This is a genomic window from Melissococcus plutonius ATCC 35311 (assembly GCF_000270185.1).
Classification (GTDB): Bacteria; Bacillota; Bacilli; order Lactobacillales; family Enterococcaceae; genus Melissococcus; species Melissococcus plutonius.
In genome coordinates this window covers 170,014-196,583 of record NC_015516.1, presented here as the reverse complement: position 1 = coordinate 196,583, position 26,570 = coordinate 170,014, and the positions used below count along the sequence as shown (strand labels likewise).

Annotated in this window: 19 protein-coding genes, 1 pseudogene and 1 other annotated feature; of the genes and pseudogenes, 6 read left to right on the top strand and 14 right to left on the bottom strand. The window is 29.8% G+C overall.

What is annotated here, in order from left to right; all coding sequences use genetic code 11:
* Positions 1-85: 85 nt before the first annotated feature.
* Together MPTP_RS00910 and MPTP_RS00905 are read right to left on the bottom strand one after the other, a co-directional pair.
* Positions 86-901, bottom strand: a complete 816-nt coding sequence (locus MPTP_RS00910; protein WP_148267220.1) for a hypothetical protein — start codon at positions 899-901, stop codon at positions 86-88.
* Positions 861-1,436, bottom strand: a complete 576-nt coding sequence (locus MPTP_RS00905) for an Ig-like domain-containing protein (RefSeq protein WP_013773129.1) — start codon at positions 1,434-1,436, stop codon at positions 861-863. The genes MPTP_RS00910 and MPTP_RS00905 overlap by 41 nt, the downstream gene beginning before the upstream one ends.
* A gap of 1,632 nt (positions 1,437-3,068) precedes the next feature.
* Here MPTP_RS00905 and MPTP_RS00900 point away from each other — a divergent pair.
* Both MPTP_RS00900 and MPTP_RS00895 read left to right on the top strand, forming a co-directional pair.
* Complete coding sequence (locus MPTP_RS00900) at positions 3,069-3,665, top strand: recombinase family protein (protein ID WP_013773128.1); 597 nt, start codon at positions 3,069-3,071, stop codon at positions 3,663-3,665.
* Positions 3,666-4,019: 354 nt separating this feature from the next.
* A complete protein-coding gene (locus tag MPTP_RS00895; RefSeq protein WP_013773127.1) occupies positions 4,020-5,201 on the top strand; it encodes a hypothetical protein in 1,182 nt (393 codons plus the stop codon).
* 860 nt (positions 5,202-6,061) lie between these two features.
* On the opposite strand, the gene MPTP_RS00890 is transcribed toward MPTP_RS00895, so the two are convergent.
* The 5 genes from MPTP_RS00890 to MPTP_RS00870 form a co-directional block, all read right to left on the bottom strand.
* Positions 6,062-6,364 (bottom strand): iron-sulfur cluster biosynthesis family protein, encoded by a 303-nt coding sequence (locus MPTP_RS00890; protein WP_048589691.1) that lies wholly within the window; start codon positions 6,362-6,364, stop codon positions 6,062-6,064.
* On the bottom strand, positions 6,327-7,355 hold the full coding sequence (gene wecB / locus MPTP_RS00885) for a non-hydrolyzing UDP-N-acetylglucosamine 2-epimerase (RefSeq protein ID WP_013773125.1): 1,029 nt from the start codon (positions 7,353-7,355) through the stop codon (positions 6,327-6,329). Before wecB ends, MPTP_RS00890 begins: the two co-directional genes overlap by 38 nt.
* A complete protein-coding gene (locus tag MPTP_RS00880; RefSeq protein WP_013773124.1) occupies positions 7,342-7,857 on the bottom strand; it encodes a gamma carbonic anhydrase family protein in 516 nt (171 codons plus the stop codon). The genes wecB and MPTP_RS00880 overlap by 14 nt, the downstream gene beginning before the upstream one ends.
* A gap of 443 nt (positions 7,858-8,300) precedes the next feature.
* Positions 8,301-10,061: an ABC transporter ATP-binding protein gene (locus MPTP_RS00875; RefSeq protein ID WP_013773123.1), complete on the bottom strand. Its 1,761-nt coding sequence runs from the start codon at positions 10,059-10,061 to the stop codon at positions 8,301-8,303.
* Positions 10,058-11,788 carry an ABC transporter ATP-binding protein gene (locus MPTP_RS00870; RefSeq protein WP_013773122.1) on the bottom strand — a complete coding sequence of 577 codons (1,731 nt, stop codon included), beginning with the start codon at positions 11,786-11,788 and terminating at the stop codon, positions 10,058-10,060. The genes MPTP_RS00875 and MPTP_RS00870 overlap by 4 nt, the downstream gene beginning before the upstream one ends.
* 436 nt (positions 11,789-12,224) lie before the next feature.
* Here MPTP_RS00870 and MPTP_RS00865 point away from each other — a divergent pair.
* Together MPTP_RS00865 and rnjA are read left to right on the top strand one after the other, a co-directional pair.
* Positions 12,225-12,438: pseudogene (locus MPTP_RS00865) on the top strand (DNA-directed RNA polymerase subunit epsilon).
* Position 12,439: 1 nt separating this feature from the next.
* Entirely contained in the window at positions 12,440-14,116 is a 1,677-nt protein-coding gene (gene rnjA / locus MPTP_RS00860; protein WP_013773120.1) for a ribonuclease J1, read from the top strand.
* Positions 14,117-14,439: 323 nt separating this feature from the next.
* Here rnjA and MPTP_RS00855 read toward each other — a convergent pair whose 3' ends face one another.
* From MPTP_RS00855 to MPTP_RS00840, 4 genes are all read right to left on the bottom strand, one after another.
* Positions 14,440-14,640 (bottom strand): cold-shock protein, encoded by a 201-nt coding sequence (locus MPTP_RS00855; protein ID WP_013773119.1) that lies wholly within the window; start codon positions 14,638-14,640, stop codon positions 14,440-14,442.
* Between the two features lie 128 nt (positions 14,641-14,768).
* Positions 14,769-15,488, bottom strand: a complete 720-nt coding sequence (gene radC, locus MPTP_RS00850; RefSeq protein ID WP_013773118.1) for a RadC family protein — start codon at positions 15,486-15,488, stop codon at positions 14,769-14,771.
* Positions 15,489-15,647: 159 nt separating this feature from the next.
* Positions 15,648-16,340, bottom strand: coding sequence for an HAD family hydrolase (locus MPTP_RS00845; protein WP_013773117.1), 693 nt, complete (start codon positions 16,338-16,340; stop codon positions 15,648-15,650).
* The gene (locus MPTP_RS00840; RefSeq protein ID WP_041363459.1) at positions 16,333-17,649 is read right to left on the bottom strand and encodes a bifunctional folylpolyglutamate synthase/dihydrofolate synthase; all 1,317 of its coding nucleotides are present in this window, start codon (positions 17,647-17,649) and stop codon (positions 16,333-16,335) included. Before MPTP_RS00840 ends, MPTP_RS00845 begins: the two co-directional genes overlap by 8 nt.
* 287 nt (positions 17,650-17,936) lie before the next feature.
* Between MPTP_RS00840 and MPTP_RS00835 the strand changes: the two genes are divergently transcribed.
* Together MPTP_RS00835 and MPTP_RS00830 are read left to right on the top strand one after the other, a co-directional pair.
* On the top strand, positions 17,937-20,513 hold the full coding sequence (locus tag MPTP_RS00835; protein WP_013773115.1) for a YfhO family protein: 2,577 nt from the start codon (positions 17,937-17,939) through the stop codon (positions 20,511-20,513).
* A gap of 5 nt (positions 20,514-20,518) precedes the next feature.
* Entirely contained in the window at positions 20,519-21,109 is a 591-nt protein-coding gene (locus MPTP_RS00830; RefSeq protein ID WP_013773114.1) for a TVP38/TMEM64 family protein, read from the top strand.
* Positions 21,110-21,254: 145 nt separating this feature from the next.
* Here MPTP_RS00830 and MPTP_RS00825 read toward each other — a convergent pair whose 3' ends face one another.
* From MPTP_RS00825 to thiI, 3 genes are all read right to left on the bottom strand, one after another.
* Positions 21,255-23,909 (bottom strand): valine--tRNA ligase, encoded by a 2,655-nt coding sequence (locus MPTP_RS00825; RefSeq protein WP_013773113.1) that lies wholly within the window; start codon positions 23,907-23,909, stop codon positions 21,255-21,257.
* Between the two features lie 97 nt (positions 23,910-24,006).
* Positions 24,007-24,224: a binding site (T-box leader), on the bottom strand.
* A 60-nt stretch (positions 24,225-24,284) separates the two neighbouring features.
* Positions 24,285-24,935 (bottom strand): redox-sensing transcriptional repressor Rex, encoded by a 651-nt coding sequence (locus tag MPTP_RS00820; protein WP_013773112.1) that lies wholly within the window; start codon positions 24,933-24,935, stop codon positions 24,285-24,287.
* A 341-nt stretch (positions 24,936-25,276) separates the two neighbouring features.
* Positions 25,277-26,488 (bottom strand): tRNA uracil 4-sulfurtransferase ThiI, encoded by a 1,212-nt coding sequence (thiI, locus tag MPTP_RS00815; RefSeq protein WP_013773111.1) that lies wholly within the window; start codon positions 26,486-26,488, stop codon positions 25,277-25,279.
* Between the last annotated feature and the right edge of the window lie 82 nt (positions 26,489-26,570).

Genomic DNA, 26,570 nt, shown 5'->3' with positions numbered 1-26,570 from the left:
CGGCCGATATTCCCATCTCATTGAATGATAGATCTTTGTTCCAATCTCTCCCTGGGTTCGCATTTCTAGATACCTGTAGTCCACCTCATGAACCATTAAATAAGGTCTTAAAAGTTTGATTTTCAGGTGAGTCACTGATCGTTAAAGAAGATAATTCATCAAGAGAGTGAATATTTAGTTTCTCAAATAATTTCTTGTAACCAAATGAAATGTTCCAATTGATATATTGATTGCTATCAGAAGCCTTCACTTGTCGGCCAGTTTTTACTATTTCTTTATTGCCATGACTGTCATCTTTACCGTCCCAACTAACGATACCATCTTTTGATTCTTCCTTTGGATTATTGGGATCTTTTTTTAAATGAGCAATGATTTTAACATGATTAGTATAATTTGTTGTTTTTGAAGGGTCATCTGGTTTTGTTGTATAAATTAACGAAACTGGTTTTTTCCCATCTTCATTTCTATCATTTTTTTCTTCTAGTAAGGTTGGAAGAATATTAACCTTCATCGATCGCTTGTCTGCTGCTATTCCAGCTTGCTGTTCATTCAGGTATTTTTCCCAACTTTTATTATATTTATCTCGTATATTCATAGATAGATAGGTTCCCTGTGGAATTTTATTATCAACTGTTGAATGATCAATAAATGTCTGTTCCTTAGGAGTGTCTTCAATATATAGAGAATCTAATTCGTCTAAAGAATGAATACCCAATTTTTCCATTAATGTATTTTCGCCAAAATCTACAATCCAACGAATATACTTTGTACCATCCTTGCTTTTTTCCTGATAAGCAATTTTACTTAAATCACCATCACTTTTATCTTCACTGCTACTACTACTACTTGAAGGAGGTGTACTACTTAGATTCACTACTGCTACTTGGTCTAACTGGTACATCAACATTAATATTAATAGACCCGTCCGGAAGTGGAATTATGTTGCTGCCTCCACTTACATATCTACTATTCAATGTACACATTAAAACAAATGATCCTTTAAATGATGAATGGGTCTCAATATAATCTGTAGTAAATGTTAAATAGGCTTTATATTTACCAGAAAGATCTTTTTTTACTTCCATTTTACCAACTTCAGAACGACCATCTGGTGTTCCTAAAGTAAATTTGAAATTATCTGTAATATCTAATTCCTTTGGAATGTCAAAAACAAGTATGTCCCCTTGTTTAAATTTGTTATGATCAATTGAAAAATCAACGTTATATTTTAGTTGGTCATAAAGATTTAATGTATCACCATTTACAACTTCCTTACTATTTTTTTCTAAATGACTATTAGTAATATAACTATTTCCATTTTCGTAGGTTTGAAAATTTTCTATTTCCATAGCATAAACGGTATGTAATGGATTTAATATATTAAATACAATATAAATAAAAGTGAACCATTTTGTTATTTTATTTCTTATCCTCATTAGATTCCTCCTAAATAATTTTTATTCTAATTTTCTAAATTTTCAATCAACTAAGCATGAATTTTCCCTCCCTAAAAATATAAATTTAGTTTAAAATTTGAATCAGTAATAATAAAAATAAATACATTTCAAAAAAATATTATTAATAATAATTATCAATTGTATAGCTTGTTTTAGAGATCTAATTTTAAAAATAATCAAGAAATCTATTCACAAAATGCTATTCAAAAATAAATGAATAATTGTATTTTATTTTTAACTGTACTTTTTCAAATTTTTCTAGCCATAAAAATAAATTACCTAGTTTTCCTATTATCTGTTAGCTATTAAGAATGCTAATACTATCTAAAAAATCCTTACTTTTAAGTAAGTAATCTTGCCTAAGCAATTACTGATCAGTCTCTAAAACATTCGTTTTAGAGACTGATCAGTAACGTAAACTTTTTAATTAAATAATTATTGTTATATTATCTATATTTTAAAAGTATAAAAATACAATTCAAATAAAAATATATATTGACATTATGTTATTTATTTTGTAATATTTAAATGCTTGTCAGCAAAATAAAAAATTGTCCTTAAAACGAACGTTTTTTAAACAACATTACTAGATTTAAAAAATTTACTCTTATAAAAACAAAATAACTATTTATTTTTTATATTTGTAAGATAAATTTCAATTATATATAAATAATTTCTATAAATAATTTTTTTTTATATTGTTTGTATATATAAAATCGTAATTGATTTTGAAAGAAATCTAGCTATAGTTTATCAAATAGTACAAAACGGATTCTTTTAATTAAAAATAATAAGTTGAACAATTAAATAAATAGTTAATTTAAAATATTTTTAAACAATAAAAAATATTATCTATTTAGTTATCAAATTTATTCAAATTATAGTTATTTATTTCATCCTAAATAATTATTATTCCATTCCTTATTGAGAGTTCAAATATTTATATATTTTTCTTTAATTAACTGTTTCATTATTTAGGCATTATATCTTCTTTACTTCTTCTCTATTTAATAAAAGTTCAATTCATAATATTGAAATTATTTATAACATATACAACTTTTATGTAGTTCAAAAAGTATCTTCCTCAATTAAATGATATAAATGTGAGTCTTATCAGTTGCTAGTTTAAAAAAATTCTTCCTTCCTATACCATTCTTTTAGAATAATTTTCCAATCTTAAATAGGAGTATTATTTGAAATAATTTACTAAGTAATGCCCATAATGGTTATTACTGTTATTTAATGACAGTCCTTCATTCTTTTTTCCTAGATAAATACATCAATAAACACTTTTAGAAGGATTTTCCAAAAATTTAAATTTTAATGGAATTAACAAAAAACTGTCTAATAAATTTAATTGAAAAAGACACCTATAAATTATTTTCATTAATAAGTATCTTTTAAACTATTTTTGCGTATATATATCTAAATTAATTCAACAAAATAAAAAATAGATATTAATTCCTAGTCATTAATATCTATTTTATGATTTATTTATACAATTTTAATTATTTTTTCATCTAATTATTTTTAAATAACATAATTTCACCTTTAAATAAAATATTTTATAACCTATAATATTAACAAAATTAATGAAAAGAACCTAGAAATATGGCAAGAATATTTGGATATGCCAGAGTATCAACACAAGATCAAAATTTAGAACTGCAAATTGATGCTTTAAAAAAGTTAGGTGCAATTATCATCTATAAAGAGAAAGCTTCAGGCAAAAAACGTGAACGTCAAGAATTACAAGCTCTTTTGAATATTCTCTCCCCTGGTGATACAATAGCTGTTTATAAATTTGATCGTATTTCTCCTTCAACAAAACATTTAATTGAACTAGCTGAATATTTTTCTGAAAATAATATCCAATTCATTTCTATTCAGGATAACGTAGATACATCTACCTCAATGGGCAGATTCTTTTTTCGTTTGATGGCAAGCATTGCAGAATTGGAAAGAGATATTATTGTTGAACGAACAAACGCAGATTTAATCGCTGCTAGAGCCAGAGGAAGATTAGGTGGTAGACCGCCAAAAGATAGTCAGGTGATCGAAAAAGCATTAAATTTATATCAATCAAAACAGTATTCAATTAAAGAAATTACCCAGTTAACAGGTGTTAGCAAATCCTTACTCTATAGAAAAATAGCTGAACAAAAAAAATCAACGCAACAAGAAATTACTTCTCAGATTTGTAAATAGCTATTTAATTACTATTCAACATATACATAAAAATACAAAATATATCATTTATATCTACATAGCAAATTACACATAGAAATAAAAATATTTTTAACCACCTATTTATTCAGAGTAAGAATAAGGCATATGGTTATAAATTTGCTTCTACTATAAAAATAATTAACAATAAATCTTCCTTATGATCCTAAATTATAGATTGTTTTTTAATATATTGTGTATACTTAATTTTTTCAATTCATATTATTAGCAATATTACATTCATTAATAAATAAATTTTTTAATTTTTATTTTGATTTATATTTAATAGTTTGTTCATTACATGTAAACTATTAACTATAAGAAAGGGGTAATGACATGACAAAGAAAAAATTGTATCTATTACTAACACTAGGAATAATGCTTCTTCTATTCACTGCATGTGGTACGCGACAATCCTACATTGACACATTAGAAAAACTTGATCAACCATCTATACAAAATAGAAATTATCAATTAACCATGAAAGAATTAACTATTCCTGAATTAAAAGAACAAGCTTATACAAAAATATTTATCGACCAATTGCAGTCTCTACATATTAATGGTCACTATACATGCAATAAAAAGTCCAATCTATATGATTTAACAATGAATGGAAAATTATTTAGCCAGAAATTCTCAATCCAACTGATTGGAAAAAAAGATAAAACCTACTTGTCTACTAACTTCTTTTCTGATATTGCTGCACTTGCTTCTTCCCTAGGAAAACCAGCACCCATATCTCCAGTTGATCTAAAACAGCTAGACGATAAATACTTTGATATAAACCAACTTTTATCAAAAAATCAAAAAAATACAATGATTTACTTTGAAAAAAATAAAATGAATGAAGCAATCAAACAAACATTGAAAAAAACAAATAAAGATTTATTCACCAAAAAAGATAATACATTAAGTCATGTAATTACTAAAGAAGAATGTATAACATTTTTAGATACTTATGATCGATTAATGAAAGAAGATAAGAAAACAAAACAAAATTATCAACACACAACAGCACAACAGCTAAAAAATCTGAAAGAAACTATAAAAAAGAATGTTGATGAATTAAAAATAACTCATTCTATCAATAAAGAAAATTATAAATCTACTACCCGTGTCCTTTTATCGTTAAAACAAAAAGACAACCAAAAACAAAAGACAAAAATAAATTTTGTTTTATCCTCACAACCTAAAAAACAAAAAGCAACTATTAAATTGCCTGATAAAAAGAAAATTATTTCAAAACAAAAATTAGAAGAACTCTTTAATCATGTTACTTCGATCAAAAATTCTAAATCCTTTACACCAAATTATGATAATGAAAAAATGATTGATAAAACGATTGATGCACAATTAAACTATCTCATTGAACAGATTAAAGAAAATAAAACTGAGATCACCAATGAAGATATTAAAAATTTACATGAAGAGGGCAAAAAAGTTTTTAACGAAGCACAAATGAAGAAACTTGATCAAACGTTAGATCAGGTAATAAAGGAAGCCAAAAAACAATAATAATAGGAAAATGAAAAAGATATAGAAATGACCACCATTTCAATTAATAATTTTTTGATCTATTTATTGAAATTGGTTTTCTCTCTATCTTTTTTGCTATAATCAATCAAATGAAGATTTAATTAATTAAACTAAAAATACAATTGTCATACCAACAATTGTACCTATCTCATTAATTTTGAATGTTCATTAAATTTATATGACAGATCAAAAATTTTTAACTTGTTTATGTTATTCAATAAATTCTTTATCTGAAAAAATATTCTATCTACATTATTAATAGCCATCTATTTTTTATATTTTATATAAATATTTATCTTAATAAGCGCATCCAGAAAAAAATCAACCAATTACTAAATTTTCTTTTTTAATTTAATACATTGAATGATTATGTAATGAACCAATTGTAGTTATTAACCATTCAACTATCCAACATAAAGAATAGATAAAATTTATAATTAGCTTTTCATTAATAGAATATTCGAATATACTACTGGCAAATTGACTTTACTAACCAATTTATAAACATCAAACGAGAAAATTAATAAATTTATCCTACTAGTTGAAAAACATTAGGATATTGTCCATGAAAGCGACCGATAATGATAAAAAAATAAAAAACAAATATTACATTTCCTAATATAAAATAACTATGGAAGATAGATGATTGCTCTATCTTCCACAGTTTTAAGTCAAATAGATAATTATTGAAACTATCTTTATAAACAAAAAATTCTTATTACTATTAAAATTATCTTTTAAATTTCTTATTTTTAACTGAATATCTTACTTAACTCTTTTATCAGTTCAACGATTAGTTGAAATAATTAATTTTTTTATTGATTTTTATTTTCTGATTTTTAGGTTCGTAAATCTACAATTGGTAGATTACTATTTAGGACACCACTTGGTCCACTTAGCTGCAATGATTGTAATCTAGGATTTATCATAAGTAGCATTTCTTCATCTAAATATTTTTTTGAGTAGTCCTTAATATAAATTTCACCTATATCTGAATCTAACTTAGCATTAAAAGATTGTCGGTTTTGATTTTTATCTAAAAGTAATAAACGAAAGTTCGTTCCCAGGGAACAATTTCCAACAGATGAAAATTCACCAACACTATCATCCAAATCCAAAATTGGCACAATATTTTCCTCCATATATACATCTAGTTTTTTCTTTGGTTCCTATTAATTTTAACGTTCCAGCAGCAATACCTTCTGGACGTTCAGTTGTATAACGTAACACTAGCATAGGAACTCCTAGAGAGGGAGCTTCTTCTTGGATACCACCAGAATCAGTTAATATTAAATAACTGCGTGCGATAAAATTTTGAAAATCTTTAACATCTAAAGGCTCAATTAGGTGAATACGTTTATTTCCTGATAGATATTTTTCAGCGATCTGACGAACAAGTGGATTTTTATGCATTGGAAAAATAACCTCAACACTTGAATAGTTTTCCACTACTTGTTTGATTGCTTTAAAGACTTGCACAATAGATTCGCCCCAATTTTCTCGTCGGTGCATCGTTAACATAATAATTTTTTGTTTTTTAGGTATCTTATCAAGCGTAGGATGATGATAATCTTTCTGAATTGTATACTTCATAGCGTCAATAGATGTATTTCCCGTTACATAGATCTTTTTTTTAGCGTGATTCTCTTTTAATAAATTTTCTTCACTTGTTTTTGTTGGAGCAAAATAAATGTCTGATAAGGTATCAACCAATTGTCGATTCATTTCTTCTGGAAATGGTGAATATTTTTCCCATGTTCGTAATCCTGCTTCAACATGACCAATTTCAATTTTTTCATAAAAACCAGCTAGAGCTGCAGCAACAGAAGTGGTTGTATCACCATGGACTAAAACAATTTTTGGATTCTCCTCTTCTATTATTTTTGTTAGCTGCTCTAACACCCGACTAGTAATTTCTGTTAGTGTTTGCCCTTCTTTCATAATATCCAAATCGTAATTAGGAACAATTGAAAAGTCTGCTAAAACCTGATCTAACATTTCTCTATGTTGGGCAGTAACAGTAACAATACTTTCAAATAATTCTGGGTAATCCTCCAATTTTTTCACTAATGGCGCCATTTTTACCGCTTCCGGACGTGTCCCAAAAATTGTCATTACTTTAATCTTTTTCATTACTTGCATGCCCCCCATTTATACGAATATACTTACCCATTTGATACTCCCTGGCCAATTGCGTATAATGCCAAATATTTAACAAATTTTTTTCAATTTCTTCTTCTGTTAATGGTCTTATGACACGTGCTGGTCGACCGAATGCCAAAACATTAGGTGGAATTATTGTTCGCTCTGTAACTAGTGAGCCAGCACCAATCATACTATTTTCACCAATAACTGCATGATTTAGAATCGTTGTATTCATGCCTACTAAGGCACCTTCTTTAATCTGACATCCATGCAATAAACACAAATGACCAATAGTTATATTTTTACCTATTTTTGAAGGTGCATCATGATCAACATGTAAAATGGAACCAGCTTGAATATTTGTATTATCACCAATTGTAATAATGTTGCTATCTCCTCTTGCAACTACTTGAAACCGAATGTTTGTATTTTCTCCTAAAGTTACGTCGCCATAAAGCTCTGCACTATCTGCAATAAAATATTTTTCCACTCATATCCACCCGACTTGATCAATTTAGTATAAAAAAGTAATAAGAAAAAATAAATCAATATTATCAGAATAAACATAATAATCAATCCTGAAAATATTGAATAAAATAACTAAGTAACTATTCTTTAAAAAATTAGTAGCAATCAAAAATTTTCTTAGTTTAGCCTTCTTGATTCTGCTTTAAAGCAGATATAAAATATCATAATAAAAATTACTAATCAATTGATTTTTAAAATTAAAAGTTAAAAAAAAACAATCTCAACAATCTTTCTTAATTTTCTATATATTGACTAAAAAATATCATCAATAAATATTATTTGCAAATATGATGTTCTAATATGTAAAAATGTACTTATAATTGAAAAGGATTGAATTCTAACAAAATTCAATCCTTTGTTTCAATAAAATTGAAAGATAATTATTTTTTACTTATCAATTTTACTTTATTCACTTTCTTCGGCGAACTGACTATTATAAAGCTTCTCATAAAAACCACCTTGTTCTAATAATTCTATGTGGGTACCTTTTTCAATAATCTCTCCCTGGTTCATTACCAAAATAAGATCAGCTTCACGAATAGTCGAGAGCCGATGAGCAATTACAAAGCTAGTACGTCCTCTCATGACCTGATCCATCGCTTTTTGGATTAATGCTTCTAAACGGGTATCTACAGAACTCGTTGCTTCATCTAAAATCAAAATTTTTGGATCTGAAATAACTGCCCGGGCAATAGTTAATAATTGTTTTTGCCCTAAAGATATATTGTCTCCTTCTGCATTAATTTCCATTTCATAACCATTTGGCATTGTTCGAATAAAGTGATTTACATTTGCCGTTTTAGCTGCATCAACGACTTCATAATCCGTAGCATCCAATTTCCCAAAACGAATATTATCTACAATAGTTCCTTTATATAGCCATGCATCTTGTAAAACCATACCAAAAACTGAACGAACATCACTTCTATTCATTTTTTTTGTGTCTATTCCATCTATCTTGATTGCTCCATAATTGACATCATAAAAACGCATCAATAAGTTAATCAAAGTGGTTTTTCCTGCACCTGTTGGGCCGACAATTGCCACTGTTTGTCCGGCTTTTACTTTAAAACTTAAATTCTTAATCAACGGTTTCTTTGGATCATAGCTAAAACTTACATGATCAAATTCAACATTACCATGAATAGGTTCTGGTAATGGAATATCTTGTTCATTTAATGGTTCTTCTTGTTGATCTAAAATTTCAAATACACGAGTTGTTGCAGCGGAAGCACTTTGTAATGCTGTAGCAAGTTGTGTAATATTTCCCATGGGTTGATTGACCTGCCAAATATACTGAATAAATGCTTGAAGCTGTCCAACAACAATAATACCTGTAATGGCAAAATAACTTCCTAGAACAGCCATTCCTATATACGTACTATAAGCTGTCAGTTGTACTAAAGGCATCATTATACCTGAGATGAAGGTTGCTTTGAATCCAAGTTGATTTAATTTATGATTTACCTTTTTAAATTTGTTTAAGGTTTCTTTTTCACGTCCATATAGTTTTAAAACGCTAAACCCAGTCATGTTTTCTTGAACAAAACCATTTAATTCTCCTAAGGTATTTTGCATGCCATAAAAATATTTTTGAGAAAACCTGATAAGAGTTTGCGAAATAACGATAGACAATGGGATCATCAGTATAGAAAATAGTGCCATTAAAGTATTAATATAAAACATCATAGCAACGGCCATAATTATACCTAATATTGCTGAAATGATATTAATAAAACTTTGTTGTAATGCGTTACTCACAGCATCAACATCATTGGTTACCCGAGATAAAATGTTTCCCTGCTGATTTTTATCAAAATAAGAAACGGGTAATCGATTAATTTTTTCCTCGATATCTTTTCGTAGGTCTCTCATAGCATTCTGAACAACATTTGTCATTAAGTAATTCGATAAAAATTGTGAAACACAATAACCAATACCAATAATCAGTAGCCAAAAAAGGCACCAAAAAATGTACGTAAATTCTAATGGTTTTCCCTGAGCAATATCTTTACTGATTCGAGTTGTTGGAAGTCCGGTAACATAGGGAATGGTAACATTGAATACAGTTGTTAAGATAGTTAGAAAGATCACTGAATAAAAAGTTAGTCTATATGGCTTAATATATTTTCCTAAACGTTCCATCGAAGAAATTGCTTTTTTCATGCTAATTCCTCCTTTGATAGTTGAGATGCCGCAATATCATAATAAATTGGACATGTTGCAAGTAATTCTTTGTGTGTACCAATACCAACAATATCCCCCTCGTTTAAAACAATAATTTTATCTGCTTGCATAATTGTTCCAACACGCTGCGCAACAATCATAACCGTAGACTGGTGCGTCACTTCTTTTAAACGGGCACGAAGTTTTGCGTCTGTCTGATAATCCAAAGCGGAAAAACTATCGTCAAATATATAAATTTCCGGTTGTCTAATGACTGCTCGAGCAATTGCCAGACGCTGCTTTTGTCCACCTGAAAAATTTGCTCCACCTTCGGATAGTTGTTCATTAAATCCTTCTGGTTTTTTAGAAATAAAGTCGGTCGCTTGTGCAATCTCTGCAGCTTTTTTCATTTCTTCCAAGGTAGCATCTGCTTTACCATAACGTAGATTATCAGCAATAGTTCCTGTAAACAATAAAGCCTTTTGTGGAATATAACCAATTTTACTTCTTAATGTACTTAGACGATAATCACGAACATCTATCCCATCAACCAAGATTTGTCCTTCAGATACATCATAAAAACGTGGGATTAATTGAATTAATGTTGATTTACCACTTCCAGTACTTCCTATAAAGGCAATCGTTTCACCTGGTGATGCAGTAAAACTAACATTACGAATAACAGGACTTTCAGCATGTCCCGGATAGGCAAACGTAACATTTTTAAACTCTAGATAGCCCTTTGTTTTTGTTTGTGTAACTCCATGATTATTTTCCATAATTTCAGGAGTCAGATCGAAAGCTTCCTGAATCCGCTTAGCCGAAACGGCAGCACGTAGATACATAGTAAAAACGCTAGCAAACATCATAAAGGAAAATAAAGCATGAAAGATATATTCAATGAATGCAATCAAATTTCCGACGAGTAAAGAACCAGAATTAATCTGTAAGGAGCCATGCCATATAATTAATACCATAACAATATTGAACAAAAAATAAAAACCTGGTTGTGCAGCTGCCATTAAACGAAATAGATTTTGTGAACTTTTGGTATATGCCTCATTTACTTTAGAAAATCGTTTTTCTTCAAATTTTTCATTTACAAATGCTCGAATTACTCGTAAACCTGAAAGATTTTCTCTTAAAATACCATTAACACCATCTAAATTGTTTTGTTGCTTTTTTGATAAGGGATTAGAAATTTTAGTAATAGCAATAATTGCAAGTAATAATAAAGGTAAAGCTCCTAATACATATAGACCTAATATTAGATTTGATTTTAGAACAATAAATAAACTTGTTATAAACATCATTGGCGTCAAAAATCCAATACGTAAAACAGTATTCATAAAAAGCATAATTTGATAAGAGTCATTAGTTGTTCTAGTAATTAAGGAAGATACGCCAATTGCTTCATATTCTCTATGTGAAAAAGTTTGAATTTTTTCAAATAAATCATCTCGAATATCACGTACTATATTTGTTGTAATTCTTGCACAAAAATATCCTAAGAAAATATCTAAGGCTACACCGATTATGGTAATAATGATCATTAATAGGCCCTGTTGTTTGATATAGTTAAAATCTTTTTCTGCGATTCCCTTATCAATCATTCGAGCTAAAATTGTTGGTAACCCCAATTCAATAAGTATAAAACCAAATACACAGATAAAATCTGCAAGTAATAATTTTTTATATTTGATTGTATACTGCCAGATTAATTTCACTCAATCATCTCCTTCATTTCTATCATTTCGTTCTTTCACTGTATCAAAAAGCAATCTTTAATACAATAAGGTCTTTAGAAAAAAGTTGTTTTATATTATCAACCAATATTTGTATCTTCTTTCTTTAGTATACCTGATAATATAAAAAGAAGCTCTTCATAAAATTTCAAAGTCAGGTTTCTCTTCCTATACTTCTTATTCATTCTGTGATAAAATGATCTTAATTATTATCTAACACAACGTTTAAAGCTACAACACAATTGAGGTACTTTTTACTAAAGCAAAGATGAAGTAACGGCTAGACTTCATTTCAATTAGTAACTTTTGTTTCTAATTGAACATTGTTTTTTAATGGGTGGTTTTCCACCTAATTTTGTTGTGTTCAAAATTTTGCAGGTAAATTAATTTATTAAAATATATAAAAGGAGATATCTATATGATATTTAAAGTTTATTATCAAGAAACAAAAGTTAGAAATCCAAAAACGCGAAGAAACAAAATCTCTTTATATGGAAGCAGAAAGCGAAGTAGCTGTTCGAAGTATTCTTGAAAAAAATACTTCATATAATATTGAATATGTTCAATTATTAGAAGAAAATCATCTAGCTTACGAAAAAGAGAACGCCGATTTTTCTTTAACGGAGTTTTAATATGAAGGTAAACATTAAAAATAACGAAACTGGCATTTTTGCTGTAGGCGGCTTAGGAGAAATTGGAAAAAATACGTATGGTGTGCAATTTCAAGATGAAATTATTTTAATTGATGCAGGAATAAAATTTCCTGAAGATGACCTCTTAGGTATTGATTATGTTATTCCAGATTATAGTTATATTGTACAAAACATTAATAAAGTCAAAGCTCTTGTGATTACTCATGGACATGAAGATCATATTGGTGGTGTCCCTTATCTTTTAAAACAGGTAAATATTCCAATTTATGCTGGGCCTTTAGCACTAGCTCTTATCACCAATAAACTTGACGAACATGGGTTACTACGTGATGCCGAACTACATGAAATTAATGAAGATTCAGTAATACGTTTCCGAAAAACAGCCGTTAGTTTTTTCCGAACCACTCATAGTATTCCTGATGCCTTAGGAATTGTTGTTAAAACGCCTTCTGGCAATATCATTCAAACGGGTGACTTTAAATTTGATTTTACTCCAGTTGGTGAACCTGCCAATTTGCATCGTATGGCAAAGTTAGGTGAAGAGGGAGTTCTCTGCCTATTATCTGACAGTACCAATGCGGAAATTCCAACCTTTACGAAATCTGAAAAGACGATTGGTTCTTCTATTTTAAAAATCGTTGAAAAAATTGAAGGAAGAATTATCTTTGCTAGTTTTGCTTCAAACATTTATCGTTTACAACAAGCAGCAGAAGCAGCAGTGAATACCGGACGTAAAATCGCTGTTTTTGGACGTAGTATGGAAAATGCTATTGTTAATGGTCAACGACTAGGCTATATAAATGTTCCTGATGGCACCTTTGTTGAAGCATCTGAATTAAACCAACTACCCGCAAATGAAATAATGATTTTATGTACAGGCTCTCAAGGAGAACCTATGGCAGCTTTAAGCCGGATTGCTAATGGTACACATCGACAAATCAGTGTACATCCTGGTGACACGGTAATATTTTCTAGCTTACCAATCCCTGGAAATACAACAAGCGTAAATCGGTTAATTAACTTATTGTCTGAAGCAGGCGCAGAAGTCATTCATGGAAAAATCAATAATATTCATACTTCTGGTCATGGCGGTCAGGAAGAGCAGAAATTAATGTTAAGTCTCATTAAGCCTAAATTCTTTATGCCAATTCATGGAGAGTATAGAATGTTGAAAATTCATGCATCGTTGGCACAAGATATTGGTGTACCTTCTGAAAATTGTTTTATTATGAAAAATGGTGATGTATTAGCTTTGACGGCAGATACTGCTCGTCTAGCTGGTCATTTCAATGCCAATGATGTTTATGTTGATGGCAGTGGTGTTGGTGATATTGGTAGTGTTGTTTTGCGTGATCGTCGGATTCTTTCAGAAGAAGGTCTAGTCATTGCTGTAACCACTGTTGATATTAAAAATAAAGAGATTTTAGCTGGTCCAGATATTTTATCTCGCGGTTTTGTTTATATGCGTGAATCTGGTGATATGATTCATGAAGGCCAGCGTTTATTATTCAATGCAATTCGGGAAGCTATGAGAGATAAACATTGTACTGAATCAAAAATTGGTGAAGCCATGACGACTACTCTGCAACCTTTTTTATTTGAACAAACAGAACGTCATCCAATGATTTTACCAATGGTTATGTCAGCCAAAAAATAATGGGATTCTAAACAGAAAAACAATATGAATAATCTACCTGTTAATTTTGTTTGTTATATTTTTTGATATAAATTCAATTAAGAACACAGAATAATTATTCTGTGTTCTTATACGTGGTTATTCAAAATTAATCAAACATTCTATTGGAAAATAATTAATTTTTATATACTATTACCAATTACAATAATCTTATAATGATCGATCCATTTAGATATGAATAGAGTGAATGATATATTATTGTATCATGTTACCCGTTTATGAATAATAAACATTTTTTCAAAAAAAACACCTAGCAAATTAACTAGATGTTTTTGAATGGTCTATTAGTCTTTTTGAACGTTTACTGCTTGTGGTCCACGTTCTGATTCTTCAACATCAAAAGTCACTGGTTGATCTTCTTCTAATGTTTTAAAACCATCTCCTTGGATTGCAGAAAAATGAACGAATACATCACTTCCATCTTCACGTGAAATGAAGCCAAATCCTTTTTCTGCATTAAACCATTTTACTGTTCCATGTTCCATTTTTGTTCCTCCTCGTGCTATGCACTAAATAATTGTAACTTGCTCATTGGATAGAGGATTTTTAATTAAAAGTTAAAAATTCTACGTAGTTCCAAACAAAATTACATATTTATTTTACACGTGGATTTTTAATTTTGCAAGAATTGTTGCTTTTCTCCAAAAAATTGTTCCTCTCTTAAGCTGATATATGTTTTTTCACCAATAATTAAGTGATCTAATAACTCAATACCCATCATTTTTCCACAATATTCAATTCTTTTTGTAAATTGAATATCTTGATTTGAAGGAACCGGATCGCCAGAAGGATGATTATGAGCAATTAAAATTCTCGCTGCAGAATATTTCATAGCTCCCTTGAAAACCTCTCTTGGATGAGCAATACTCTGATTCAATGAACCTTTAAAAATAGTTTCCTTTTTGATTACTTCGTTTTTTGTATTTAAATACATACAAATTAAATGTTCCTGTTGCATTCCTCTTAGTTCATGGATTAGCACCTGAGCAATTTGATGACTAGAAGAAATTTTACCATATTTTATCTGTGTGCTTTGATAAATACGACAACCAAATTCAATGGCTGCTCGAAGTTCAATAGCTTTTATTTTTCCAACACCCTTAATTTTCATCATTTCATTTAAACTGGCTTCTTTTAGTCGATGCATATGTTCAAAATAAGTTAGGATTTCCAAGGAAAGTTTCATTACATGTTTATCTTTTGAGCCTGTTCTTAATAAAATAGCTAATAACTCTTGATTGGATAAAGACTTTTCACCAACTGTTTCCATTCGTTCTCTTGGTAAACAATCTTTTGGAACTTCACGAACGAGTAATTTTTTCGAAAAATTCATTTCTTCACCTCTCTATCATTAAAATACGTAAAAACATTTTTTATGTATTTAATAAAGAGAAAGAATTTTAATTAATTTTAGATGATCAAATAAAAAGCAAACTATTTTTATAAATTTCTGTTATAAAAATTAAATAGGTAATGTTAAATGGTCATTAAACTAAGCTTCAATCTTATTATTTTTTGTTTTTAAATTTTCTGTTAAATAGGCAGGTACTTGTAACAAACTATCAAGAATTGCCACTGTCATCTTTTCTATTTCGGCGGTTGGTTTAATCAAGTCAGGTATCATAATGACTGGTATTCCAGCTTGATAGGCAGCAGAAATGCCATTAAAAGAATCTTCAAAGATCAAAATATTTTCCAATGGTTTTTTTAGAATACCAGCCGATTTTTGAAATATTTCTGGATTTGGCTTTGCCAATTGAACATCTTCGGCAGAAATAATTGCTGAAAAATAAGTATCAATACCTGCCTTTTGAATTAACAGTTTGATAATTGGACGCAAATTGCTAGAAGCAATAACCATTGGAATATTTTTTACTTTCAAATAATCTAACAACTCTAAAACACCTGGTTTTAAAGGGACATCTCCTCTTTCACATTGTTGATGAATCTGCTCATGGGTATAACGAATAAAATTTGTAACTATCTCTTGATCATAATTTTCATAAATTTCATAATAACTTGCTTGTATTTCTTTATCTGAAACACCGATATAATTTAAATAACGTTCTCTTGTATATGGTAGTTCTAATTGATCAGCTATTGATTGTGTTATCTCATAACACATCTTTTCCGTATCAAAAAGTAGACCATCCATATCAAAAATAATACCTTCTATATTATTCATTATTGCCTCCTATAGATAATAATAATTCTCTGACTTGTGAAACAAAATAAAGGGAACCAGTGACCAACAAAATATCTCCGGTTGCCATTTTTTCTAATATTTCGCCTAACCCGAATTGCCAAAGTGAAACTACTTCTGTTTTTTCATCTACATACTTTTCCATTGTTGATAATTCAAGTACTTTTGGATAATCAAAACTAGTAATAGATAAATGACTGTTGGGTATTTGTTTTAAATAAAAGATCATCTTCTCAATATCCTTTGTTGCCAATGCGGAAAATAAGATATGAACAGAATACCCGGTGAATTCTCTTTTAAAATTCTCTACAAGCTGTTTCATTGCATGTACGTTATGTGCCCCATCTATTATAATTAATGGTTCTTCACTCATTCGCTCCATACGTGCTGGCCATTTTGCATTTAGTAGACCTTGATAGACATCTTTTTCTTGAAAATTGAGTGATTGTTTTTGGCAATAGAGATAAAATAGTTGAATGGCAACGCCTGCGTTTTCTGTTTGGTGTTTTCCTAATAAAGGAATTTTCAACCGATCAAGTTTGCCCATTTCACCGTAAAAATCAAAAACTTCTTGCCAATCTTTTGTTGGCCCTACATAATTTATTTGGTATTCTTCTTGATAACGATAAATGGGACTATTTTTTTCCTGTGCCACTTGTTCAATAGATTGTAAGGCTGCCTGTTCAATATTTCCTGTTACCAATGGAATCGTTTGTTTTATAATTCCCGCTTTATGATAAGCAATTTCTTCTAGTGTATCTCCCAATATTTCTGTGTGATCCTTACCAATAGTAGTAATTGCTGTCAACATTGGATGAACGATATTTGTGCTATCTAAAAGGCCGCCCAATCCAACCTCAATAATTGCGATATCAACAGCTTCATCCAAAAAATAATCCATAGCTAATGCTGTCAAAATTTCGAATTCTGTTATGCCAGTTGTTTCTTTCTCTTGGTCTAAAGATGCAACTATTGGTTGGTACTTTTTTATATATTTTATTAAAATTTCATCTGAAATGGGTTGTCCATTCACCGAAATACGTTCATTAAAAGTTTCAATATAAGGTGAGGTAAATGTTCCAACTTTCAATCCTAATTCTTCTAACATGCAACGCAGATAGGTTACTGTTGATCCTTTTCCATTTGTTCCAGCGATGTGAATAGTCGATACTTTACATTGTGGGTTATCTAGCTTTTCAAGTAAGGCTTCTACCCTTTTCAATCCAGGTCTCGGGCCAAAGAGTAATCGTTTATGCAACCATTCAAGCGTCTGTTCTATCGTTAATTCCATCCTTTTCACCTCTTTTATCATATTATATCGAATTCCTTGCTTATTTTCATCCATAAATATGGGTTGCTCTCATTTGTCTAGCAATTGGACAATTATTAAATTTTTATTAAGGGTGTATAAATGATTAAAAATATGGTAAATTAGTTGTTTGAAAGAAATTTTATTAATTACATTAGTTGTTCAAAATATTTATTTTAGAAAAGTTTAGTATGATCGGTTAAACTAATATTAACTTGTTTTTATAATTTATAAAAAATGAAGATAATTCGTATGAGGTGAATGTTATTTTGTCCAATAAAAAATCGATTCTTTGGTGTATGAGTTTTTTAATTCCTTGTGGATTATTGACAACTCTTTGGATCATTTTACATCTGGCACCTTTTGGTAATAATAATTTATTAATTAGTGATTTAGGCACACAATATATGCCTTTTTTAAGTTTGCTTAAGCATTTATATCAGGGGAATTTTCTTTCCACTTATTCTTTTTTTAATGGACTTGGAGACTCAATCCTGGCTTTAAGTGCTTATTATCTCTCAAGTCCCTTTAACTTTATTACCATGTTGTTTTCTTATGATCAATTGCCATTGGCAGTTTTGCTCATTATTACTTTAAAAATTTCGTTGATGGGAACATCTATGATGTACTATTTAACGAAGACTTATCGTTCAATGACTTATTTTACCCTTCTATTTTCTACGTCCTATAGTTTTTGTGGATTTGTCACAATCTATAGTTTAAATTTTATGTGGTTAGATGCCTTGATTTTACTTCCATTGATTACTTTAGGAATTCAGATACTTTGGGATAGCAAACGATATTGGCTTTATAGCTTTAGCTTAACAGCTGCCATTATAACCAATTATTATATGGGATACATGCTTTGCATTTTTTCTGTTTGTTATAGTGTCTATTGGTATTTCAAACAAGTTCATGTTGAAAAGGGGACGCAACTGCTTAAAAAATTTTTATTAAATAGTCGCTTATTTATCGTTTCTTCTTTCTTATCAGGTATTTCTACTTGTTTTGTTTTACTACCTACATTGGAAGAAATGCTCCAAACAAAGAAAACTGAATTTAATCTGAGTTCGTTTGCTTTCATTCCTAAGTTTAATTTAGCTTTCTTCTCACAATTTGGCTTAGGTACACTTGATTATGCTATACGTTTAAACCATTTACCTTCTATCTTTTCTGGTTTACTGATGACATTGCTTTGTTTTGCTTATTTCTTTGTACCTAACGAGACAAAAAAGGAAAAATGGGCAGCATTTTTATTGATCTTAACCCTTTTTATTAGTTTTTGGTTACAAAATATGAATACTATCTGGCATATGTTTCAATTACCTGCCGGTTTTCCTTATCGTAATTCATTTATTTTTAGCTTTTTAGTTATTTCATTTGCTTATAAAGGGTTTCTAAAAATGCAAAAAGAAAAAAAGATATCCATCAAAGCTCCAATACTTATTACCTTGTTATTAATTGTTGGAATTTGGTCATTACTTTATGAAAATAGATTAGAATTTGTGTTGTCTTATCATTTTCTTTGGATAAGTATTTTGTTTATTTGGTGTTTTTATTTTTTAATAAATCTTTTATTCATGACACCAAAGAAGAATTATAAACACAGCATAGAAATTATTTTATTGTTTTTCTTTGTATTTTTAGAACTGGGTGGAAATTTTTGGATTGCCTTTAAAAATACTCCTTATGGCGATCAAGCACTTTTCTCTAAGACTTATAAAACACAGCAAAAATTGATTCAACAAACTTTTAAAGAAGATCCATCATTATTTCGGTTAAAACAAACACTAAATACCAAAAAAACCGGATTTCGTGAGATTAATAATGGGTATAATGATCCCTTACTTTATAACTATGCAGGAATATCTAGCTACTCTTCAACATTAAATGCTAATACGCAAAGTTCACTCACCGATTTAGGACTTTATTCCAAAAATGGTCGTCGAATAACTTATGTGGACAATTCGAAAGTTGTAAATCTATTATTTAATGTTAAAAACCAATTTTCTTTTAAAAAAGAACAACGAAGAATTAAACCCATGCTTCAAGATAATATATATATCTATAAAAATCCTGAAGCAATTGGTATGGGCTTTTTGGTAGATCCTAATTTTAAAAAATTAAATCTGATCAGTAAACAACCTTTATTAAATCAAGAGCATGTACTTCAATCAATTAAAGAAATTGATGAACCTTATTTTCCATCTGCAAAGATCGTGAAAGTAAATAAACAAACTAAGAATCATATAAAACTATCTATCCGAACCACTACTACTGGTGATTTACATCTGTATATCCCAAACTTTTCATGGGATAATATGAAAAAAATAAAAGTAAATGGTAAGAAAATTACTCATCCAATTGCCATTCATACAAACCAATTGGAAAATTTAGGATATTATAAAGAAAATACACCTATTCAACTTGAATTTATAACAAATCAACCTATTGATTTAGATACATTAGAATTAAAAACATTGGATCAACAAGCTTTTGATACCTTAGTGTCTTCTTTAAAAGAGCAATCTTTAAAGTTAATCAGACAACGGGGGAGTAATTATGAAGGTACACTTCAGGTAAAAGGTAAGAAAAAACAATTATTATATGTCTCAATTCCTTATAATCAAAATTGGCAAGTCTTTATTGATGGCAAACCCGTTAAAGCACAGAAAATACTAAATAATTTTATTGGAATAAATGTGAAAGGTGGAAAACATACAATTACATTTGGTTATCAACCAAAAAGCTTTTATTATGGCGTTACCGTTATTATAACTGTATTTGTTGGCATTCTTTATTATCAATTAGCCAAACGACGAAAAAACAACCAACAAAGGAGATAATACAAATGAATAAAAAAACTAACCTTTTACAAAAAATAATTCATTTTCTACCTATAGTTGGTATTGCTTTTTTTGCTATATTAGTTATTTATGGTTATTATTTAGGAATTTTTCGTTCTGTTCATTCGTTACAGGATTTTATTAAACAGTTTAATGATTATGCAATCTTGTTCTTCATTATTTTACAAATCATTCAAGTCATCATTCCAATTATACCGGGTGGAATTTCATCTGTTGCTGGTATGCTAATGTTTGGCAATGTTCAAGGCCTAATTTATAGTTATATTGGTTTGATTATTGGTGAAATTTTAGGTTTTTTACTTGTTCGGCATTATGGAAGGAACTTCGTTAAAATCGTTCTATCTCCAAGTAGATATAATAAATTTGAAAGGTTATTAGAACAACAAGGTCGCAATATCAAAAGATTACTCATTGTAACAATGCTAATTCCCTTTGCACCAGATGATCTGGTTTGTTTAATTGCTGGTTTAACAAATATTTCTTTAAAAGAATATACTAAAATTATTTTATTATTAAAAATTTGGTCTGTAACTACTTACAGTTATATCATTTTTTATTTTTTAACTGCTCTATAATTAATTAAAATAATCTATCAACAAAGTATCCACCAACCATTTATATTTTTGCTTAATGGCTGGTGGATACTTTATTTTTTCTTATATAAAATTTGTCTAGAGAGCTTAAAATTATTTCCACTAAATTTACTAAAAATCACCTTATTTACTGAATAGTTTTTAATTGCTGAATCCTTTCAGTAACACTTCTTTCTTTTTCTAGATAATCCTTTTCTTTAGCTCTTTCTGTATCAATTACTGCCTTTGGTGCATTTTCAACAAATTTTTCGTTTGCTAATTTTCCTTGGACACGTTGCACTTCTTTTGTCCATTTTGCTAGTTCTTTTTCTAAACGTGTAATTTCTTCTGAAACATTAATCAAATTAGCTAAAGGTAAGTAGATTTCACAACCAGTAACTACAGTAGACATTGCAAGTTCTGGCGGAATGATATCACTACTAATGACTAGCTCTTCTGGATTACAGAAACGTTCAAGATAGGTTTTATTTTCAACTAGGAACCTATTAACTGTTGTTTCTGTTGTTTTAATTAATAAGGTAATTGGTTTAGATAGAGGTGTATTCACTTCTGATCGAATATTTCTTACTGAACGGATCACTTCTTTTAAAATTTCCATTCCCTCTTTGGCCGTTTTGTTCATTAATTCTTTCTTAATAACCGGATATGAAGCAAGAACTAATGATTCGCCTTGATGAGGAATCGTTAACCAAATTTCTTCAGTCACAAATGGCATGATTGGATGTAATAGTCGTAAAATTTGATCCAATGTATAGATTAAAATATTCTTTGTTGTTTTCTTTGTTTCTTCTTCATTCCCATAGAGAACTTCTTTACTCATTTCAATGTACCAATCACAATAATCATCCCAAATAAAATTATATAATTGACGGTCAACTTCACCAAATTCAAATTGATCAGACAAAGTGGTTACTCGTTCAATCGTTTCATTTAAACGTGTCAAAATCCATTGATCTGCCATTGTTTTTTGACCACTAAGATCAATATCTGTAAAACTCGTCTCTTCTTCTATATTCATAATAACAAAACGACTAGCATTCCATATTTTATTAATAAAATTCCAAGCAGCATCCATTTTTTCATAACTAAAACGTGTATCTTGACCAGGTGAAGATCCAGTACATAAAAACCAACGTAAAGCATCTGCACCATAACTCTCGATTACCTCCATTGGATCAATGCCATTTCCTAGAGATTTACTCATTTTTCTGCCTTTTTCATCTCGAATCAATCCATGAATCAGAGCATTTTCAAATGGACGTTTACCTGTAAATTCCAAACTTTGAAAAATCATTCTACTTACCCAAAATGGTAGGATATCATAACCAGTAACCAATGTATTTGTAGGAAAATATCGTTGATAATCTTCGCTATTTGTATCCGGCCATCCTAATGTCGAGAATGGCCATAAAGCAGAGCTAAACCAAGTATCCAATACATCTTCATCTTGTATCCAATTTTCATTATCTTTCGGTGCTTCCATGCCTACATACATTTCACCGGTTTCTTTATGATACCATGCAGGAATCTGATGTCCCCACCATAATTGACGAGAAATAACCCAATCATGAATATTTTCCATCCATCGTAAAAAAGTTTGATTAAATCGTGGTGGATAAAAGGCTACGGCATCTCCTGTCGCTTGATTTTCAATTGCCTGTTTTGCCAAGGGAGCCATTTTGACAAACCATTGTGTAGACAGACGTGGTTCAACAATCACATCTGTACGTTCTGAATGTCCTACACTATGTGTCATTGTCTCAATTTCAATTAAGTATCCTTGCTCTTTTAAATCAGCAACAATTGCTTTCCTTGCTTTAAAACGATCCATTCCTTGATAATCGCCAGCTAGTTCATTCATAGTACCATCTGCATTCATAACATTAATACGAGGTAATCCATGGCGATTACCCACTTCAAAATCATTTGGATCATGTGCAGGTGTAATTTTAACTATACCTGTTCCGAATTCCCTATCCACATACTCATCAGCAATAATAGGTATCTCTTTATTTAATAAAGGAAGAATTACCTTTTTACCAATCAAGGTTTGATATCTTTTATCCTCAGGATGAACAGCAATAGCTACGTCTCCCAGCATTGTTTCTGGACGGGTTGTAGCAATCTCAACCGCATCATTGCCCTCGCCATCTACCAGTGGATAGCGAATGTGATAGAAGGCTCCTTCAACATCTTTATGAATAACTTCAATGTCCGATAAAGCAGTACATGCTTTTGGATCCCAATTAATAATGTACTCGCCTCGATAAATTAATCCTTTTTCATATAAATCAACAAATACCTTACGAACAGCTTGAGAAAGACCTTCATCCAAGGTAAATCTTTCGCGCCTATAATCAAGCGAAAGACCTAATTTTGCCCACTGTTCATGAATTTGTTCTGCGTATTCGTCTTTCCACTGCCAAACTTTTTCAATAAAGTTTTTCCTTCCTAAATCATAACGTGAAATTCCCTGTGTTGCTAATTTTTCTTCCACCTTTGCCTGAGTTGCAATGCCTGCGTGGTCCATGCCAGGTAACCATAAAGTGTCATAACCTTGCATTCTTTTTTGACGAATAATTACATCTTGCAAGGTAGTATCCCAAGCATGTCCCAAATGCAATTTTCCCGTTACGTTAGGAGGAGGAATAACAATTGAATAAGGTTTAGCTTTTTTATCACCATTTGGTTTAAAAACATCTTGTTCCAACCATTTTTTATAACGTCCTTTTTCTATGCTATTCGGTTGGTATTTTGTTGGTAGGTTTGGCTTTTCTGTCATATGGTTTCCTCTTTCTACATAAAATGTGTTCATTATTTTTATATTTAAAATAGATAAAATGCTTTTTATATAAAAAACATCCTAAAATATTTTCATATTTTAGGACGTTTTTTACGCGGTACCACCTAAATTGTATTTAGCTAAAAACTAAATACCACTTTATTAGTGAAGTAACGATCACTATCCGAATAATTTTACTTAATTAGAATTATTAACTCCCAAGCTACCTTCTTATCAGCTATGCAAAGACTTCCCACCAATTAATCTTCTCTCTTAGGCGATACTGATAATACTATTCTTGTTCATCGTTTTAAAATATTCTACAATGAAAAATAATGAAAGTCAATTATACTAGATAATCCAATATTTCAGTAATCAATCATCCAAAGTAAAGTAATTATCAAAATATATAAGCGTTTGCAATTCTGTTGTTAAATCAATATATTGAACAGTCACCTGATTTGGAACGATCACTCGATCAGGTGCAAAGTTTAAGATAGCCGTAATTCCCGTCTCTACAATATGATCAATGGCATTTTGCGCAAATTGACTAGGCACAGTAGAAATAGCCACTGTTATTTCTTTTTCTTTTACAGTAGCATAAAGTTCCTCCATTGGCTGAATCAAAATATGATCAATTTGCATACCAATGGATTCAATATTATTATCAAATGCACAAACAATTGTTAAATTATCATTGCGACGAAAATTATTTTGTATCAATGCTTTTCCAAGATTCCCACAGCCAATTAAAGCAATGCGTTTTTCCTGTTTTGTGTTCAAAATGTTATTAAAAACTTCTATAAGATCAGGTACATCATAGCCATACCCACTACGTCCTAATTCACCTAGATATGAAAAATCTCTTCGAATAGAAGCAGATGGGATTTGTGTTATCTGACTAAATTCTTTAGATTTTATCCGTTTAATACCAGTACCATCGAGCATTTTTAAATAACGAAGGTATATTGGAAAGCGTTTAGCTGTTGCTTTTGGCACTTTCTTTTTTGCAACTTGTTGCTTCATTTTATTTCTCCTTGTTATTAATTTCACACATATTTAGTTTAACATGCTTATAATTTAGGAGCAATGTATTTATTAATAATAATTTGTGACATTGTAACTAGAAAAAATCAAAAATCTAAGTTTTAGAAGAATTTCGCTTTACTCCATATTCATAAAAACACTAATTCAAGCTTTCTATACTTAAATAAAAATAAAAGATAGAAATATTAGATCTAAATTATTTCTATCTTTTATTTTTATCTGACAGTATTTTATAAATTATAATTTATAATTAATTTTTTAAATATGTAATAAAATTTTAATAGTTACTTATCTCGTTTAATAATTTGATAAATAATTAATTATAAAAAATCTACGAATTCATCATTTTCTTTGTTGCTTATTTCTTCTGGTATCTCGTTGATTCTAATTCCTGCAATTGCACGTGCCATTAATCCATCAATATCTAAACGCGCTTCATATTCACGAGCTTTTTCAATTTTTGGACGTGTTTTAGGTTGGGGTGGAGCAAAAATAGTGCAACAGTCTTCAAATGGTTGAATAGCCAACTCAAATGTATCTATTTCTTCTGCTATTTCAATAATTTCATTTTTATCCATTGAGACAACCGGACGGATGATCGGTGTAGTGGTTACATCATTGATGGCTACCATGCTATGTAATGTTTGTGAAGCAACTTGACCTAAAGATTCACCATTTATAATAACTAATCCATTTCGCAATGTGCAAATCATTTCTGTTAAACGTAACATCAATCGCCTAGTGATCGTCATAAGATATCCTTGTGGAACTATTCGTTTGATTTCCTCCTGAATTTCAGTAAAAGGTACTTCAATAAACTGAATACTACCTCCATAAGGAGCCAACTTACCAGCAAGATTTTTAGCTTTCTCTAATGCTTCTTCACTTGTATAAGGTGGACTGGAAAAATGAACGGCCTCAATTTCTACACCACGTTTCATAGATAGGTAACCAGCAACTGGAGAATCGATACCACCAGATAACATTAACATTCCCCGTCCGCTAGTTCCAACAGGTAATCCACCAGCCCCTTTAATTGTTTCATAAGAAATATAAGCACTATCTTGACGTATTTCCACTCGAATATTAATATCCGGATTTTTCATTTGTACCTGTATATTCGGTATAGTTTCTATTACTACATCCCCCAATAGTTGATTTAATTCATTTGAATCAACTGCAAATTGGTGATCTGCTCGTCTAGAGGAAATTTTAAACGTTTTTCCAGAAGTATAAATTTCTTTGATAATTTGTTTTACCGTTTCTTTTAGAATTTCTAACTCTTTTTCTACCCGAATACTTGGAGAAAAATTTTGGATACCAAATACTTTGGTTAATTTAGGTAAAATTTGTTGACTATCTTCACCATTTAACAATAGATGCATTCTATCTCTATCCGCATGAATTCTTACTGCTGGAAAATCACTTAATGTCCGTTTTACATTTTGTGCTAATTGCATGATAAATGTTTTTCTGTTTTTTCCCTTAGTAGATAATTCTCCATAACGAACCATAATTTCAGTATATTCCATTAATAAATAATCATCCTTTCAATTCAATATTTTTACATATCTTCTTTCTATAGTTCTTATGTATATCCTATTCATCTAAAAA